Annotated in this window: 19 protein-coding genes; 9 read left to right on the forward strand and 10 right to left on the reverse strand. The window is 48.5% G+C overall.

Translation table 11 applies throughout. The features are described from left to right. Complete coding sequence (gene msrB / locus HH301_RS00490) at positions 1-402, reverse strand: peptide-methionine (R)-S-oxide reductase MsrB (RefSeq protein ID WP_169566077.1); 402 nt, start codon at positions 400-402, stop codon at positions 1-3. Positions 403-545: 143 nt separating this feature from the next. Between msrB and HH301_RS00495 the strand changes: the two genes are divergently transcribed. Beyond that, positions 546-920: a DUF2794 domain-containing protein gene (locus HH301_RS00495; RefSeq protein ID WP_169566078.1), complete on the forward strand. Its 375-nt coding sequence runs from the start codon at positions 546-548 to the stop codon at positions 918-920. On the opposite strand, the gene HH301_RS00500 is transcribed toward HH301_RS00495, so the two are convergent. The 5 genes from HH301_RS00500 to HH301_RS00520 all read right to left on the reverse strand — a co-directional run bounded on the left by HH301_RS00500 (position 921) and on the right by HH301_RS00520 (position 7,910). Continuing rightward, positions 921-2,231, reverse strand: a complete 1,311-nt coding sequence (locus HH301_RS00500) for a tetratricopeptide repeat protein (RefSeq protein ID WP_169566079.1) — start codon at positions 2,229-2,231, stop codon at positions 921-923. It lies immediately after the preceding gene. Between the two features lie 2 nt (positions 2,232-2,233). Continuing rightward, positions 2,234-3,712: a M81 family metallopeptidase gene (locus tag HH301_RS00505; RefSeq protein ID WP_169566080.1), complete on the reverse strand. Its 1,479-nt coding sequence runs from the start codon at positions 3,710-3,712 to the stop codon at positions 2,234-2,236. A 148-nt stretch (positions 3,713-3,860) separates the two neighbouring features. Next, a complete protein-coding gene (locus HH301_RS00510) occupies positions 3,861-4,565 on the reverse strand; it encodes a Bax inhibitor-1/YccA family protein (RefSeq protein WP_169566081.1) in 705 nt (234 codons plus the stop codon). 79 nt (positions 4,566-4,644) lie between these two features. Further along, on the reverse strand, positions 4,645-7,194 hold the full coding sequence (locus tag HH301_RS00515) for an FtsX-like permease family protein (RefSeq protein ID WP_169566082.1): 2,550 nt from the start codon (positions 7,192-7,194) through the stop codon (positions 4,645-4,647). After that, the gene (locus HH301_RS00520; protein WP_338091351.1) at positions 7,191-7,910 is read right to left on the reverse strand and encodes an ABC transporter ATP-binding protein; all 720 of its coding nucleotides are present in this window, start codon (positions 7,908-7,910) and stop codon (positions 7,191-7,193) included. Before HH301_RS00520 ends, HH301_RS00515 begins: the two co-directional genes overlap by 4 nt. 10 nt (positions 7,911-7,920) lie before the next feature. Between HH301_RS00520 and HH301_RS00525 the strand changes: the two genes are divergently transcribed. The 3 genes from HH301_RS00525 to thpR are packed head-to-tail and all read left to right on the forward strand — an operon-like array spanning position 7,921 to position 10,251. Continuing rightward, positions 7,921-8,583, forward strand: coding sequence for an arylesterase (locus HH301_RS00525; protein WP_169566084.1), 663 nt, complete (start codon positions 7,921-7,923; stop codon positions 8,581-8,583). Between the two features lie 51 nt (positions 8,584-8,634). Continuing rightward, a complete protein-coding gene (locus HH301_RS00530; protein ID WP_169566085.1) occupies positions 8,635-9,675 on the forward strand; it encodes an NADP(H)-dependent aldo-keto reductase in 1,041 nt (346 codons plus the stop codon). Between the two features lie 12 nt (positions 9,676-9,687). Beyond that, on the forward strand, positions 9,688-10,251 hold the full coding sequence (thpR, locus tag HH301_RS00535; protein ID WP_169566086.1) for an RNA 2',3'-cyclic phosphodiesterase: 564 nt from the start codon (positions 9,688-9,690) through the stop codon (positions 10,249-10,251). Here the strand turns inward: thpR and HH301_RS00540 are convergent. After that, positions 10,248-11,135 (reverse strand): spermine/spermidine synthase domain-containing protein, encoded by an 888-nt coding sequence (locus HH301_RS00540; protein WP_169566087.1) that lies wholly within the window; start codon positions 11,133-11,135, stop codon positions 10,248-10,250. The two genes, thpR and HH301_RS00540, sit on opposite strands and share 4 nt — an antisense overlap. Positions 11,136-11,147: 12 nt before the next feature. Further along, positions 11,148-11,621, reverse strand: a complete 474-nt coding sequence (locus HH301_RS00545) for a low molecular weight protein-tyrosine-phosphatase (RefSeq protein ID WP_169566088.1) — start codon at positions 11,619-11,621, stop codon at positions 11,148-11,150. 83 nt (positions 11,622-11,704) lie between these two features. Here HH301_RS00545 and HH301_RS00550 point away from each other — a divergent pair, with 83 nt between their 5' ends. Further along, positions 11,705-11,986: a 4a-hydroxytetrahydrobiopterin dehydratase gene (locus HH301_RS00550; RefSeq protein ID WP_169566089.1), complete on the forward strand. Its 282-nt coding sequence runs from the start codon at positions 11,705-11,707 to the stop codon at positions 11,984-11,986. 20 nt (positions 11,987-12,006) lie between these two features. Here HH301_RS00550 and HH301_RS00555 read toward each other — a convergent pair whose 3' ends face one another. Then, positions 12,007-12,768, reverse strand: a complete 762-nt coding sequence (locus HH301_RS00555) for an SDR family NAD(P)-dependent oxidoreductase (RefSeq protein ID WP_169566090.1) — start codon at positions 12,766-12,768, stop codon at positions 12,007-12,009. Between the two features lie 121 nt (positions 12,769-12,889). On the opposite strand from HH301_RS00555, the gene HH301_RS00560 reads away from it, so the two are divergent. The 4 genes from HH301_RS00560 to HH301_RS00575 all read left to right on the forward strand — a co-directional run bounded on the left by HH301_RS00560 (position 12,890) and on the right by HH301_RS00575 (position 16,424). Then, on the forward strand, positions 12,890-13,270 hold the full coding sequence (locus HH301_RS00560; protein ID WP_169566091.1) for a YkvA family protein: 381 nt from the start codon (positions 12,890-12,892) through the stop codon (positions 13,268-13,270). A 71-nt stretch (positions 13,271-13,341) separates the two neighbouring features. Beyond that, positions 13,342-14,451, forward strand: a complete 1,110-nt coding sequence (locus tag HH301_RS00565) for an S-(hydroxymethyl)glutathione dehydrogenase/class III alcohol dehydrogenase (RefSeq protein WP_169566092.1) — start codon at positions 13,342-13,344, stop codon at positions 14,449-14,451. Positions 14,452-14,472: 21 nt separating this feature from the next. Then, positions 14,473-15,321: an S-formylglutathione hydrolase gene (gene fghA, locus HH301_RS00570; protein ID WP_169566093.1), complete on the forward strand. Its 849-nt coding sequence runs from the start codon at positions 14,473-14,475 to the stop codon at positions 15,319-15,321. A gap of 143 nt (positions 15,322-15,464) precedes the next feature. Further along, the gene (locus HH301_RS00575; protein WP_206378105.1) at positions 15,465-16,424 is read left to right on the forward strand and encodes a glycosyltransferase family 2 protein; all 960 of its coding nucleotides are present in this window, start codon (positions 15,465-15,467) and stop codon (positions 16,422-16,424) included. On the opposite strand, the gene HH301_RS00580 is transcribed toward HH301_RS00575, so the two are convergent. Further along, complete coding sequence (locus HH301_RS00580) at positions 16,421-17,347, reverse strand: DMT family transporter (RefSeq protein ID WP_169566094.1); 927 nt, start codon at positions 17,345-17,347, stop codon at positions 16,421-16,423. The genes HH301_RS00575 and HH301_RS00580 overlap by 4 nt on opposite strands. Positions 17,348-17,354: the final 7 nt, after the last annotated feature.

Consider the following 17,354-nt stretch of genomic DNA (forward strand, 5'->3'; position numbering starts at 1 on the left):
CTATTCCTCTGCCTTGGGCTTAAAGTCTAGAGACGCCGAGTTCAAGCAATAGCGAAGCCCGGTCGGGGCAGGACCATCGGGGAATACATGTCCCAGATGCGCATCACATTTATTGCAAATCACTTCTGTTCGTCGCATGAAAAAGCTGCGGTCATCCACTTCGCCAACCCCCTCTGAGTTCAGAGGTTGATAAAAGCTCGGCCAGCCAGTTCCTGAATCGAATTTGGTTTCAGAGGAAAAAAGAGGCTCCCCGCAGCAGATACAGTGATAAACACCCTGCTGTTTATTGTCATTGTATTTGCCTGTAAAAGCCCGTTCAGTCCCTTTTTTGCGTGTAATTTTATACTGCTCAGGGGTGAGCTGATCTTTCCATTCCGCTTCACTTTTGACAATTTTATCCATCGCTTAATCCTCCAATCCCTGATCTCACATATGAGTTCATGATAGCGTCCCTTTATAAATCATCCAGCGTCAAAAACTTGTCACAAATCTTGACGTTCCTGTGTAGATAAGGAACAATCAAAAAAGAACAATTGGAAGGGTGCATGAGCGACGTAGTTCAATTCAGCGATCATTACCAAACCCAGGCCGGGCGCAGTATCAATGCACCACAAACCCCGGCGCCGGTATTCTTTAACCGTCAGGAACTGGGACAAATTCTTCAAGTGTATGGACAGATGGTTGCAAAAGCTGAATGGCGGGATTATGCCATTGGTCAAACCAAGAACTCCTGCAGTTTTGCAATTTTCCACCGGACCACTGAAAAACCCATCTTTAAAATCTACAAAGAGCCGAAACTTGCGAATAAGCAGGGGGCTTTTTCAGTCCATAGCCAAAATGGTCGGATTTTGAAAAGAGGAAAAGACCTGAAACAGGTTCTGAAAATCTTCGATAAAAAGCGCTTTGAAACGATCGACTGATCAGGCCGCCGCTGAAGCTGACTTCATCCAAGCCACATCAAGCGGAACTGGACGGCGGAAATCCAATCGATCCTGTAGAAGCGCAATTGCTTCTTCAGTCCTTCCCGCCTTCAACAAACTATCAATCCAAACCTGCTGAAAAAGATCACGTTGCGCGTGACTACCACCAATGGTTTGCAGGTTGTCGCGGGCAGGGGCAAGTAATTCAAGACACTTGGCATAATTCCCGTCTGCATAGGCGATGAAGCTTTTTGCCGCTGGCAATGCCACCGTCTTCCAACAGGCTTGCGTCATGGAAGGGGCTGCAGTTTGCATCGCCGCCATCCCATCCAGCAGTTTTTGGACGGCTTCGCCGCGCTTCTCTCTGGCAAGGGCATACATATATTGCATATCCAGAAAGGGCTGATCATTAAAGAGATACCGAGCCTCGATATGGTCAGCGAGATCTTTCCAGCGATCTCCCACGTCAAACCCAGCGATTTCCATCCGCCAAAGAAGTGAGATCGCGTTGATCTGATCCTGACTGTAGCTTTTATCGCGTCCCCAAACATGGGTATCGTAGAGCTTTAAAGCTTCTTCGATGTTTTCCTGCTCCAGATGGAAAAGAGCCAAATGCCACCAGTTATGGGTATACATAAAGGAATTGCAGGCGGCCCATTCGTTGCTGAGGTCCTGCATCCATTGGATGCCTTCCTCATGCCGCCCTTGGGTTAACATGACATGCGCTACGGCATGATGGGCCCATGGCTCTTTTCGCTGCATTTCTGTAGCACGGCGGGCTGACTGCTCAGCCTCCTCAAAACGGGACATCTGCTCCAGGCCAAAGGCACGCATTCCATAGGCATAGGCTGTATCGTGATGCGCATCCATGATTTGATCTGCCAGCCATAGCATCCCTTCATCATCGCCAATATTGAAATAAAGGGTCTGTCCTATTTTGGCGGAAAGCAAATCGCGCGGATATTCCGTTGCAAGCTGACGGTGACCTTTCAAGGCCGTTTCAAGATCGCCACGATAAGCAGCGAGCAAAGCGCCAACAAAAACTTGCTCCCGATCAGTGGCTTTAGTAACCCCTTGAGCGGCGCGATCATAAAACTTTCGGGCCAGCGGCAAGCGATCTGGTGTTTCCATAAAAAGGGCCAGTACACCAGCTAGTGAAGCGGCGACAGCACAGTCAGGATCTTCATCGGAAGCTTCAAAGATAATTCCAAAATCCGTACCGTAACCGATGAGACTGTTTGAAAACCTGTTAATCGCATCAACGGTTTTTGCAGATGTGGTTGTAACCGGGTTTTCATACAGATCCTTCATGCTCAGGCCTCGTTTATCAGATCCAATGGATAGATTGGACGGCGGACATTTTTATAGTCAAGAAGCGTATTGTCCGAAGTCGTTACACCCTTGCCATCCAGTGTCAGGGTTGCTTTTGCAAGTTTGGCAAAACCAGCGCGATAATGAATACGGCTTTTTAGAACCAGGTATTTTTTATGTTCGGGCTGGATACCAACAGAGGTGAAAACGCCCTGATCCCAGGGTTCATGATGATTAGAGACGATGACAATTTCCATCTTGCCAGTGTCCAGAACTGCCGTCGGGCCCATAAAGACCTTAACCCCGGTGTACATAGGCCCGTGAACAGTCCATTCGCCATTGGTCAACACTTTTACAGTGCCCGTAATTTCAAGCGGCTCGCCAACCTCATTGATGGATGGCATGTCCAGCTTACCGCCAAGCTTCAGCGTCACCTTGCTGCCAACCCCGGCTTTTTGCATTTCCTTCACGGCTCCGGGATCCCAGACGGCACCAACCGCGACATCCTCGAGCCCTTGCCGGTGGATTTCGGCGATCACCGTCATTACATCCTGTGTTCCGCCAGAACCACAGTTATCCGCATGATCTAGCAGAATGACGGGTCCCTCTTCAATCGCTTTGGCCTCTGCCACCCGATCGACAAGCGGGGTATGCTTGTAAATAAAATCTTCCCGACGCTCCCATGCGGCGGCCAGGATCCGATCGCGAACCGCATCCGCTTTCGCCTGATCCCCGTCAGCCACAACAATCACGCTATTTCCAGCCTGCTTGATGTCAGCTAGAGCGAAACCGCCGAAAGCTGTAGCCGCAATAATTCCTTCTTCTGTCTCTGCTTCCTTGCAAAGGCGGATCAAGGTTGCCATGGGCTCATCATCTGTTCCCTGGCACAATGTCTGGCTGAGCAGTGGGATATTTCCCCAGGACATAACAGGATTTATTTTACCATCCAGCGTATCCAGGAGAGCCTGGCCAATTTGCGTGCCGACCTCATACATGTCCACATGTGGGTAAGTCTTGTAGCCAATCAAAGTGGTGCAATTTTCCATCATGCGATCGGTCAGGTTACAATGAAGATCCAACGTAACCGCAATTGGAAGATCCGGATCAATCTCCCGCATTCTCTCAAGCAAGGTTCCCTCTCCATCCGGGGTCACCTCAGAAACCATGGCGCCGTGCAAATCCAGCATGGCCGCATCCACACCATTACGAACTTCATCCAAGATGGCATTTGAGAGCTTCTCATATGCCTCTTTGGTCACAAGGCCAGAGGGCATTGCCTCTGCCGCGACCGGCGTGACAATCTCGGCGCCAATGGATTTTGCAAGCTCAATATAGGCACCCATTGGCATGGCGGTCCCTTCATAGGCCTTGCGTGCATCTTCGCCAAAATGCGCGCCCCAATCCGCAAACCGTTGCCAATCCGCCGGTATCGGGGAAAAGGTATTGGTTTCATGTTTCATCATGGCGATCAAAATGCGCATGGGGACGTCACTTTCGTAATATTATAATGTTTGCTCTCCAACTACTTTAACATGTTAAGAACATCATCCAAGAAAAAATTTCACATGGAAACAGCCAATAAAAAACCCGGCCAAAAGGCCGGGTTTCTCGTTTAATTTCTGTCTGAGCCTATTCGCGATTACCAAGCAGGCTTAGCAACATCATGAACAGGTTCAAGAAGTTCAGGTACAGGGAGACAGCTCCCATAATCGCACCTTTTTCCAGAATTTCTGCGTCATGTCCGTGATAATATTCAGATTTGATCCGCTGTGTATCAAAAGCTGTCAAACCTGTGAAAATCAGAACACCCAGAATAGACACTACGAAGTGGAGCATGCTTGAAGCCAAGAAGATGTTGACTACTGATGCAATCACGATACCGATCAGCCCCATAAACAGGAACGAACCAAAGCCGGTTAGATCCCGTTTTGTCACATAGCCGTAAAGGCTAGCTGATCCGAAAGTCGCGGCAGTAATAAAGAATACCCGAATGACACTTTCCGCTGTGTAAACCTGGAAAATGTAGGAAATGGATACACCAAAAGTTGCAACCATGATCCAGTATAGGATTTTGGATGTTGAGGCGCTAGCCCGAGACATCGCAAACAGCAATCCAAGTGGCGCCAGCATGACAACCCACTGCAGTGGAGTTCCAAACACAGCGTTGAATAAAGTCTCATTAGATGCTGTCAAAGCAGCCGTAATACCACTTAACGCCAAACCTGACGCCATGTAGTTATAAACTTTCAACATGTGGGTCCGAAGACCCTCATCCATCGCGGCCTGATCAACAGTGCGCGAAGTCGAATTTAGCCGTGTATAATCAATAGCCATAGTGTCCTTCCCAAAAGACGGTTACATTTTTGCTGTATATATTGGAATAAGTATAAAAGAGTTCAAGTGTTTGTTCAAATTATTCCGCTCTCAAAATCGGCGCAGTTTTTTCCCCTAATGCTTTCCAAGATCCAAACAATCCAAACAGAATTGTCACAATCACACTGACCAAAACCGTACCGATTATCGTGCCGGGAAGGTTCAGCCATTTTGCTTCCAATACATCCGTGATTACAACATATGCAGCCAACCATCCTGCCAGCGCAGCAATCACCGAAGTTACAAGACCCAAAAGCGCATATTCGAGAATAAAGATCCGGAATACATCACTCCGCGTAGCACCCAAGACCTTAAGGATCACACTGTCGTAAACCCGCTTTCGATGACCTGCGGCAAACGCCCCTGCCAAAACGAGCACACCGGAAACCAGGGTCACTGAAGCTGTCGCAGTTACAGCCGAGGATAATTGCTCCAGTATCTTCGAAACGGTTTGCAAGGCTTCTTTCATGCGAACCACAGAGATGTTGGGGAAGTTGACCGTTATCGCCTTGAACAGATCTTTTTCCGATGCGTCAGATGCTTTTGCTGTCGCCAGATGACTGTGAGGTGCTGCCGCCAACGTATAATGGTCGAACACAATTACGAAATTTATCGCAAGCGTACTCCAGTCGATTTTGCGAAGACTTGCAATTGTTGCGGTAATTTCCCGTCCCATTACATTAATGGTCATGGTATCACCAACACCAATCCCCATCCCAAGAGCGGCGTCCTCTGAAAGACTGATAAGAGGCGGACCACTATAGTCAGAAGGCCACCACTCTCCCGCTGTCAGCGTGGCATTGACAGGCACCTCTTTGGAATAGGTAATCCCCCGATCTCCCCGCAATACCCATTTCACATCGCTGGAGATCGCAACTTCTGAAGCTGGCACGCCATTTACTTTAACTACCCGTCCCCGAAGATTGGGGACATGATTGATATCCGACACTCCATTAATAGAGGAAGCAGCAGCAGTAAAGTCACCCAACTGCTGATTTTGAATATCGATGAAGAAGAAGGCCGGCGCATTTTCAGGCAATTGGTCCTGTACCTGTTCGCGAAGGTTCCCCTCAATTAGCGCGACTGTCACAAAAAGGGTTAGACCAAGCCCCATGGACAGGACCACACTCGCCGTCGCGGCACCGGGCCGGTGAAGATTTGCAACCGCAATCCGTAAGATCGGCATCCGGCTTCTGGGCAGTTTACGAGCAACCACCTGAACCAGAAGTCCAACCAGATAAAGAACAGCAAATATTCCGGTTGTCGCGGCGACAAAAGCAATGGCGAAAAACTTCTCATCAAAAGTTGCAATTGCAAGACCAACCAACACAACAAAAGAAAGTGCGGACAATCCTATGAAAATTGGTTTTGGTAATTTCTTTTGGCCTGCGAAATCGCGAAACAAGGCTGCGGCTGAAGTTTCCCTCGCCCTCGCCAACGGCCAGATAGCAAATAATGTAGCGGTCAATAAACCGAAAGCGGTCGCCAGAATGAGAGGGCCTGGCTGGAAAGTGACCACAGCGGGGACAGGCAAGGCTTGCGCCAGGAATTGAGAGGCGAGATATGCGCCCCCGAACCCTAGAATAAGGCCTATTACTGAGCCCATAATTGCCAGCATCAAAACTTGAATGTAATGAATTCGGAAAATCAGGCTGCTACTTGCCCCAAGACATTTGAGGGTGGCAATCGTCTCCGTTTTCCCGTCCAGATAGGCCCGCACCGCATTACCGACACCAACACCACCGACAACGAGAGCTGTCAATCCAACCAATGTCAGGAACATGGCAACCCGATCAACGAACCGCTTAATGCCGGGGGCTCCATTTCGAGAATCTGTGATGCGCCACGCTGCATCCGGCTGCTCCAATTTTGCAGCCTCCCGAAACTCATCAACGGTCAGTCCCTCATTGAGTTTCAGTCGGTAGTGATAACGCAACAAGCTGCCAGGCTGAACTAGGCCCGTCGCCTCCATTGCAGCATCAGAAATGATGACCCGCGGTCCCAGTGCCATACCCTGGCTTGCCTTATCCGGCTCCGTTTCGATAACACCCGCTATGTAAAAGACTTGCTGTCCAATTTTTAGGGTATCGCCGACTAAAATGCCAAGCCGATCCAAAAGAAGTGATTCAACAAGCGCACCATATCCCTGTTCAGTTTCTGCTAACAAGGCATAGGGCGACCCCTCAACCAAACCAGTCGGCGTTTCAATTTTCAAGCTGCCGTATAGAGGATAAGCGCTATCAACCGATTTGAGCTCCCCCAACAGCCTTAGATCCTGATCTGGTGAGTGAACCATGGCCCGCATCACTATCAGCGAACTGATGTCGCCCTTATCCGCCAGCCATTGATATTGATCGTCCGTTGCTGGACGAGACGTTAGCCGGACATCGATATCCGCGCCCAGGATCACCTGCCCGTTTGCCCGGAGGCCTTCGTTAATGGAGCTGGAAAGAGTTCCAACCCCGGCGATCGCTGCAACGCCAAGGATCAAACAGGCAACAAAAATTCGAAAACCTTTTAAACCACCCCGAAGCTCACGGATCGCATACCGAAATGCGAGTGCCAAATTCTCTTCACCTCGATCGTTCACTGGGCCGCCTCTTCCAGCTTGGAGACAGGAACAGCTTTATTGTCAGCCGCTATCCGGCCATCCTCAATCCGAATGGTTCGAGTACACCGCTCAGCCAAATGTTCATCATGGGTGATCAAGACCAGTGTTGTGTTGTGTCGCTTATGAAGCTCAAACATCTGATTGATAATCACATCACCCGTTGATCCATCCAGGTTTCCTGTTGGCTCATCTGCCAGTAAGATTTGCGGCTCTGTAACAACAGCCCTTGCCAATGCAACGCGCTGCTGCTCACCGCCTGAAAGTTGGGTTGGATAATGCCCTTTGCGACTACCAAGGCCAACATCCTCAAGTTTTTGCGCCGCCACTTGGAACGCATCGGCCCTGCCTGCTAATTCCAGAGGGATCGCCACATTTTCAAGAGCCGTCATCGTTGGAACCAAATGGAAAGACTGGAATACGATCCCAATATGATCCCTGCGAAACCGTGCAAGTTTGTCCTCATCAAGTCCGTCAAAACTCTGGTCACATATCGTAACGGAACCGGTTGTTGGTGTTTCAAGCCCCCCCAAAATTGACATCAGAGTCGATTTTCCGGATCCTGAAGGACCGACAATTCCGACGGTATCTCCTTCTGCTATAGACAAGTCTATACCACGCAGGATATTGACCGGGCCCGCATCAGACTTAAGTGTAAGATGAATATTTTGAAGCGAAATAATTGGTGATGAGGTCACAGAAATTCCTATGCAGCTAAAATACCCCTTACAGGGATATGGCAAGTTACCTGCCATTTTCAACAGTTTCTGTCTGCTCTTCTTACTTGTTTTGTGGAATGTTGGAGCGTCAGCAAATGAGCCGAAAACAATTGTGGCAATTGGCGACAGTTTGACAGCTGGTTATGGATTGCCAGAGGAGGAGGCCTTTACCACGCAGTTAGAAACTGCACTGGTACAAGCCGGACTCAACATCAAGGTTGAAAATGCAGGTGTCTCAGGGGACACATCAACTGGCGGCCTTCAACGTCTTGAGTGGGCTCTTGCAAGCGGTGCAGACTATGTCTTTTTAGAGCTTGGGGCAAATGACGCTTTACGCGGAATAGAGCCGGAAGTGACCCGCGAAAACCTGAATGCCATCATCCAAAAAATCCAGGGTAAAAATATACCGATCTTTCTGGCAGGAATGAAAGCACCGCCTAACATGGGAGAAGATTATCGATCAGAATTTGATCAGATATATCCAGACCTTGCCCAAAAATATAATGTGGGATTTTATCCCTTTTTTCTGGAAGGTGTTGCATCCATTGCTGAACTAAATCAGGATGATGCCATCCATCCGAACAAAGAGGGTGTGGCAGTCATCGTAAAAAACATGCTGCCTTCTCTCAGCGAATTCTTGAAATCCAATTGATTGGACAGGGGCGCAACCCGTAAAGCAATTTATTTTGGGAACTTAAACATAATGCAATATAGAAAACTGGGGCGGACTGACCTGGATGTCAGTGTAATCTGTCTTGGAACCATGACCTGGGGCGAACAAAATACAGAAGCAGAAGCCCATGAACAGCTGGACTTCGCCCTCGACAAGGGCGTGAATTTTATCGATACAGCGGAAATGTATCCTGTGCCTCCAAAAGAAGAAACCGCTGGGCGGACTGAATGCTATATTGGCACCTGGCTGAAGGCCCGTCAAAACCGGGACAAAATCATCCTGGCAACAAAAGCGGTTGGTAAATCCGACAATACATTTTACCGCGGCAATGAGCAGTCTCGCCTGCATGGACGTCACCTCAAAGCTGCTGTCGACGATAGCCTAAAACGGTTGCAGACGGACTATATCGATCTTTATCAGCTGCATTGGCCCGAGCGGACAACCAACTATTTTGGCAAGCTTGGATACGAGCATGTTGAAGAAGAAGACGCTGTCGAAATATTGGAAACCCTGGAGGCTCTCGGCGAGCTGGTCAAAAGCGGTAAAATCAGGCATGTAGGGCTTTCGAATGAAACTGCCTGGGGTACGATGCGGTATCTCCATCTTGCAGACAAATACGATCTGCCCCGGATGGTATCTGTACAAAACCCCTATAGCCTGCTGAACAGATCCTACGAGGTTGGACTTGCTGAGGTGTCTATCCGTGAAGACTGTGGACTTCTAGCCTATTCCCCTCTGGCGATGGGCGTCTTAAGCGGAAAATACCTCGGCGGTGCAATGCCGGAGGGCTCTCGCCTGAGCTTGTTCACCCGATTTAAACGCTATTCTACGGAACTTGCGCATGAATTGACCGCCAAATATGTCGCGCTGGCGAAGGAAAACGGTCTGGATCCTGCGCAAATGGCGCTGGCATTTGTCAATAATCGTCGGTTCGTGACGTCTAACATTATCGGGGCGACAAACCTGAAACAGTTGGAAAGTAACATTTCCAGCATTGACATTGAACTGTCAGACGACATCCTTAAGTCTATAGAAGAGATCCACAATCTCCATCCGTACCCCTGTCCCTGAGGAGTAAGTGTAATGCGGTTATTTGTTGCCATTGATCTTCCGGAAGATTTCAAGCAGCAGATAGCCGCGCTGCAGAGCGGCATACCCGATGCCCGCTGGATCCCCTCTCAGAACGCCCATGTCACGTTAAGCTTCCTTGGGGAAATCAACGAAGCGGATATGGTGGATATTGGACTGGCCCTCAGCAAAATAAAAGCACCCTCCTTTTTACTTGAGCTGTCCGGGGTCGGTGTATTTGGAAATGACAAACGCCCCCGGATCCTCTGGATCGGCGTCAATGGATCACCAGAACTCCTCTCACTCCAAAGCAAAGTTGCCAATACCTTGACCCGATGCGGCGTCAAACTGGAAGACAGACGGTTTCGACCGCATGTCACCCTCGCTCGGGTCTACGGATCACCTTACGAAAAAGTCCGAAATCACCTGTCTCAGCACGCCTTATTCAAGACCAGATGCCATCTGGTCGAAGAATTTACCCTTTTTTCCAGTCATATGGGTCACGGGGGCTCTCATTACGAAAAAGAGATTAGTTTCGATCTGGAGCCGATTGTCCCCGCGGAATTATTGCCAAGCTAGAAGCCCAAATTAGTCCGCCACCAGGTCGGAAGTGCAAATGACGCTGTGTGTAGCTCTGGATTGTAATGCCGCCCAGTGAATGGCTTTACAGGGTGGCTGTAAGAATGACCATCTCGGCTGTAGAGGAAAAAACCAAACTCAGCTGCGGGGTAGAGCTGCACGATCGACCGATATCCGGAAACATGAGGAAGTAACTTCTGATCCTGCATGATGCTCACCAGGTTCTGATCCTTATCTCCACATAACTCCTGGAGAAAATAAGCGCGATCCTTACCAACGAAAATGCTGTCACTATCCAGAACAACTCCGCGGTCCGTAATACAGTTCGAGAAATTCTCACAAAATTCATATGTAAACACGGTGGAGGAAGGTCCAACCGGCTCGCTCAAATCCAGAATAATCAGATCAAACTTATCGCCTCTGGCGCGAGCACGGCGCATATAGTCAGCGGCATCCCCGATTATCAGCTCAGCACGTGGGTCATCATAATCGCCGTTAATGCCTAAATATTCCGCCGAAAGTTCGACAACGCGCTGATCAATTTCCACCATAACAACGCGGCTTACAAAGTCATGCTTCAGAACTTCCCGAAGGATACCGCCATCTCCTCCGCCGACAATCAGGACGCTAACGTCCGTCCAGTCCCGCCCAAGTAAAGGAACATGTACTGCCATTTCGTGATACATAAATTCATCCGCGTGGGATGCCTGCACCAAATCGTCTAACGTCAAAATACGTCCAAAGACTTCATGCTCAAAGATCTCAATCTTCTGATAAGGGCTCTGCTCTGAGTGCAAACGTTTCATATCCAGCGCATGGGTGAAGGAAATTCCCTCCGTTTCCTCATGCCACCAGTTCCGGCTCAGCTCACTGATCTTTTTCATGATAACTTTCAACTACAGTTCGAATTTCGAGACAACGTGATCCAAAAGACCAGCGGCGGCCGGTTTTAGCAGATCAAATACGTGATAATAATCTTCTATCCCACCATAATAGGGATCGGGAACCTCTTCCCCCATTTGACCGGCGAAATCAAGCATCATCGCCAACTGGCCACCATAATTGGGCGGGCAGAGCCGCTGGAGATTATTAAAATTACTGCGATCCATAGCAACGATATAATCAAATCTCTGAAAGTCATGGACGCTGACCTGACGCGCTCGCGGGCTTGACAGGTCAAAACCAAGTTCTTGTCCGACCCGTTGCGCGCGGTCATCTGGCGAATTGCCTACATGCCAGGCACCCGTTCCCGCGCTATCAACCAGGATATGCTCCGCATAGCCTTTATCCTGGACCAACGCTGTAAAAACAGCTTCAGCTGAGGGAGAGCGGCATATATTGCCAAGACAAACAAAGAGAACAGCAGGCATGGGAGAGCAACTCGCGAATAAGTTCCATTTCTGATACATATACGAAACGGAGACGGTTTTGGCAAAGACCGAAAGGAGATCGGATGAGTGACAAAAGCTTGCAGGCCCAAATCGCTGAATTATCAGGATGGGCGCGGCAAACAGACAGGGACGCCTTACAAAAGACATTCACCTTTAAAAACTTCAACAGAGCATTTGGATTTATGACGCAGGTGGCGCTAAAAGCCGAGAAGATGGACCATCACCCAGAGTGGTTTAACGTCTATAATCGGGTCGAAGTCACTCTGACCACTCATGATACGGGCGGAGTATCTGAAAAAGACATTACCCTCGCCCGCTTCATGAATGAAATTGCAGGAGGCTGAACCCCTGACATTAAGGTTGCTTATCTTGGCGCCATACGGATCGCGCCATCGAGGCGAATTACTTCACCGTTCAACATCTGGTTTTCGCAAATATGCTTTGCCAATGCAGCATATTCGGAAGGATCCCCCAGACGGCTTGGGAACGGCACAGAAGCACCGAGGCTATCTTGAACCTCTTGTGGAAGGCCCATTAATAATGGTGTCTTGAATAGTCCTGGCGCAATTGTCATCACCCGGACACCAACGCTGGAAAGGTCACGCGCAATTGGCAACGTCATTCCAACAATACCCCCTTTGGACGCCGAATAAGCTGCTTGACCAATTTGGCCATCGAAGGCCGCAACTGAAGCTGTGTTGATGCAAACACCGCGCTCACCGCTTTCCATGGGTTCCAAATCAAGCATCGCTTGCGACGCGCGGCGAATACAGTTGAATGTGCCGATCAGATTAACATTGATAACCTGTTCAAACCGATCAAGCGGATGCATTCCTTTGCTTGAAGCTGTTTTAGCTGCTGGGCCAATACCAGCGCAGTTGACTAAAATACGAGCCACACCATGAGCGGCCGTCGCTGCCTCAAACGCTGCCTCAACAGAGGCATCATCAGCCACATTGACTGGAACTGCGGTTCCACCAATTTCAGACGCCACTTCCTTCGCGAGATCCTCGTTCATGTCCAGGATCGCGACTTTCGCTCCCGCAGCTGCCAGCGCTCTTGATGTGGCCGCGCCCAAACCTGACGCTCCTCCGGTGACGATCGCAGCTTTACCGTTGATATCCATTCTTATTATCTCCTGCTTTATTCCTTCATCAGCAATACTGGTGTCATTGAATACACGCAGATTTCAGAAAAGGAAAGCTTCAGAAGTTGTAAATGCAGGCATAAGGAGGCATATAAGGACCATGACTGAAGAAGATGATCTCTATGCCTTTGATCAGGACAAGCTGGATAAAGATAAAAAGCTTGTCATGCGCGAGTTTGGGCAAAAATTGCGGGCGAATATAGGAAAGATCCCTTTCGCTGAGGATGTGACAGCTGCCTTTTATTGCGCCATGGATGGGGACAGCCCAGCGTTTGTGAAAGCGATCCTGTTCGGAGCGCTTGCCTATTTTATCATGCCTGCAGATGTCATTCCGGATTTCATTGCCGGTCTGGGCTTTACAGATGACGCAAGCGTTTTAATGGCAGCTATCTCGACAGTTCAAAAACATGTCACAGACCGTCATCGTGATCGCGCCCGAAAATTTCTGGAAAAAGAACAAAACAATTCTAGCGCCAGTTAAGATCGTCACTTCACTTAGGGAAATCAGAAGGCTATGATCCCCTTCTAATTCTTAAAAAATGGGAGGCCTGAATGGATACCAAAGCAGCAGTTGCGTTTAAGGCGGGAGAGCCGCTTCAGATCGAAACCGTTCAACTGGAAGGCCCCCGCGCTGGTGAGGTTCTTGTTGAGGTGAAAGCGACCGGCATTTGTCACACCGATGAATTCACGCGCTCCGGCGCTGATCCGGAAGGCATTTTTCCTGCGATTTTAGGCCATGAGGGTGCTGGGGTTGTTGTTGAAGTTGGACCGGGTGTCACATCTCTTAAGGTTGGGGACCATGTTATTCCTCTTTATACACCGGAGTGCCGTCAGTGCAGCTACTGTACATCTGGTAGAACCAATCTGTGCCAGGCAATTCGGGAAACACAAGGTCAGGGGCTGATGCCAGATGGTACGTCCCGCTTTTCTCTAAACGGGGAAAAAATCTACCACTATATGGGCTGCTCAACCTTCTCCAATTACACTGTCTTACCGGAAATAGCCCTCGCTAAGATCCGAGAGGACGCCCCCTTTGATAAGGTTTGTTACATCGGCTGTGGCGTCACAACCGGCGTTGGCGCCGTTATTAACACGGCTAAAGTCCGCCCTGGCGACAATGTCATTGTTTTTGGTCTTGGAGGCATCGGTCTCAATGTCATTCAGGGCGCACGCCTTGTAGGAGCTGATAAAATTATCGGTGTAGATTTGAACCCGGCCCGCAAAGAATTGGCGGAAAAATTTGGCATGACCCACTTTGTCAATCCAAAAGAAGTGGAAGGTGACCTCGTTCCTTATTTGGTTGATATAACCGATGGCGGTGCCGATCATTCTTTCGAGTGTATAGGCAACACAACAACCATGCGGCAGGCCTTGGAATGCTGCCATAAAGGATGGGGGGAAAGCACCATCATTGGTGTTGCTGGAGCCGGTGAAGAGATTTCAACTCGTCCTTTTCAATTGGTTACCGGGCGTGTTTGGCGCGGAACCGCTTTCGGAGGGGCCAAAGGCAGAACCGATGTACCGAAAATTGTAGACTGGTACATGGATGGCAACATCAATATTGATGATCTCATCACGCATACGATGCCGCTGGAAGACATCAACAAGGGTTTTGACTTGATGCATGCAGGCGAAAGTATCCGATCTGTCGTTGTTTACTAATATCGGTTTGGAGCTGGACTTATGACACTCACCATCGTCAGTGAGCAAAAAGCCTTTGGTGGCACTCAAGGTGTCTACAAGCACCCATCAAGAGAAACTGGCTGCGATATGGAATTCAGTGTGTTTCTCCCAAGCGCTGCTAAATCCCAAAAGGTACCGGTTCTGTATTATCTGTCGGGACTAACCTGTACGCAGGAAAATGCAACTACAAAAGCCGGTTTCCAGAAGTATGCGGAGTTACACTCGATCGCCATCGTTTGCCCCGATACCAGCCCACGCGGATTAGGCTATGCTGGTGAAGACGATGATTATGACTTTGGGACAGGGGCTGGATTTTACCTGAACGCAACTGAAGATCCCTGGAAAAATGGCTACAGGATGTATGCCTATTGTGTTGAAGAACTGCCAGAATTCATTGCTCAAAATTTCAATATTCATACCGATATAGCGGGTATTACAGGTCATTCGATGGGCGGCCATGGAGCGTTGACGATCGCCCTCAAAAACCCTGAGCGGTACAAGTCAGTCTCAGCCTTTGCCCCGATTGTCGCGCCTACACAAGTTCCGTGGGGCCAGAAGATTTTTAAGGGCTATTTAGGTGCCGACACTTCCACCTGGAGCCAGTATGATGCAACGGAACTGATCAAAGCAGGAAAACGATTTAACGGAAACATCTTGATTGATCAGGGAGATGCCGATCCCTTCTACAAAGACCAGCTAAAACCAGAGCGCTTTGTTGAGGCCTGCAAAGACGCGGGCCAGCAGGTAAATTTACGGATCCAGCCGGGCTATGACCACAGCTACTACCTGATGGCAACTTTCATGGAAGATCACATCGCACATCATGCGGCAATACTAAATTCACAATGACTTTCCTATAATTTAAATAAATATAAATTTTTTACAGAGAGATTGAGCACTAACAGGAAAAAATCAATTAATCATTTTATAAACAGTAGTATTTAGTAAATTAGCTTGACTAGATTACTATAACCATAAGGTTAAATTCTAAAATGCCGGGCAACATTCAAGAAAATGGCGATTTGATCGAATTATCCATAATAATAGTAAGTTACAACACATGCACCATGACTTTAAAGTGCATCAAAACAGTCTTTCAACAAACGCATGATACAAAATATGAGGTCATTGTTTATGACAATGATTCCAGTGACAATTCAGCAGATCAGATTGCTAAGGTGTATGGCGATAAAGTCAAACTAATTCAAGGAAAGAAAAATATTGGGTTTGCTGCAGCTAACAATGCAGCGATCAAGGAAGCAAATGGTAATTTAATACTGCTACTGAATCCAGATACAGAAGTCCTAGACTCAGCAATTGACAAGTTGTTGTCATTCAGAAATCAACACCCGAAAGCTCTAATTTGGGGCGGGAAAACAGTGTTTGAAAACAAGGACCTTAACCCATCTTCTTGTTGGTCAAAACAATCTCTATGGAGCCTAATTAGCCAAGCATTCGGTCTTAGCTCATTGTTTCGCAAATCAACTCTATTCAACTCAGAAGGCATTGGGGGTTGGGATCGCGATGGAGTTAGACAGGTGGATATTGTTTCTGGTTGTTTCTTCTTAATCGAAAAAGACTTTTGGGATAAGCTGAACGGCTTTCATCCAGATTTCTTTATGTACGGAGAAGAAGCGGATTTTTGTCTGAGAGCGGCCAAAGCTGGTGCAAAACCTATGGTAACTTCGGATGCAGTTATTATTCATCATGGTGGAGCTTCAGAAACTGTTCCTGCAGACAAGCTAGTTAAGCTTATCAAAGCCAAAATGTGCTTAATAGATAAACATTTTTCTTCACTCTCTAAACCTGTTGGAAAAACTTTGTTGGCGATGTGGCCCTTTTCCCGAATGTTAGCGCACAAGGTCTTGTCGTTACTCCGCAGCCCTAAGCATAATGAAAAAAAATCCGTGTGGGAAAAAGTTTGGCAACGAAGACAAGAATGGATGATCTAGCCAGAAATCTTTGCTTCGCGTTTCCGAGCTTTGGCTTCTCTTTGAAAGATGTAGAGGGTGGAAGCAACAATGATCAGTGCACCCGCAACCATTGTCAGGGTGGGAACCTCGGCAAACAGGAAATAAGCGAATATGCCTGAAAAGATGAGGCGCATATAGTCAAACGGAGAGACGGCTGTTGCCTCACCTACTCTCAGTGCGCGGATCATGCAGAAATTCCCACCAGCTCCAAACGCGGATGCGCCCAGAAGAACCAGAATATCTTCCCAGCTGGGGGTGATCCAGACCTGACTGGCTGGAATAGCCGTCAGAAATGTCCCGAACAAACCAAAGTAAAACATAATGGTGATAGAGCCTTCGGTTTGGGACAATTTTTTCAAAAAGACCGAAACAAAAGCCACCATAAAAGCACTAAACAAGCCAACGGCAGAGGCGAACCCCACATCTGCATTGGCTTGCATCATGATCACAACGCCAATAAACCCGACAAAGGTTGCCGTCCAGCGCCGCCAACGTACGACCTCCCCAAGCAGGAGAACGGCAAGAATAATCAAAAACAAAGGACGCGTGAAAGAGAGAGCGACCGCATCTGCAAGCGGCATATGCGTGATCGCATAATAAGCGGACAGCATCGCCGTTATCCCCACCAGTGTCCGAACAAAATGTAGACCGAGACGAGATGTCCGAACACTCAGAATACCGTTATAGAACACAAAAGGCAGTACAGCGATAAGGCCGAAAAAAGCTCTGAAAAAACCAATCTGGAAACTGTCCATATGTTGCCCGGCATACTTGACCCCAAGGCTCATAACCGAAAAAAGAAGGCTGCCAAAAAGCATCCAGAGTGCTCCTCGGACATTTCCCGGCAGGATTGACATCTTGGAGTTCAGCTCCCCCAATCTTAGCGCCGCAGATTTACCCATTATGATC

Source organism: Sneathiella limimaris, assembly GCF_012932565.1.
Classification (GTDB): Bacteria; Pseudomonadota; Alphaproteobacteria; order Sneathiellales; family Sneathiellaceae; genus Sneathiella; species Sneathiella limimaris.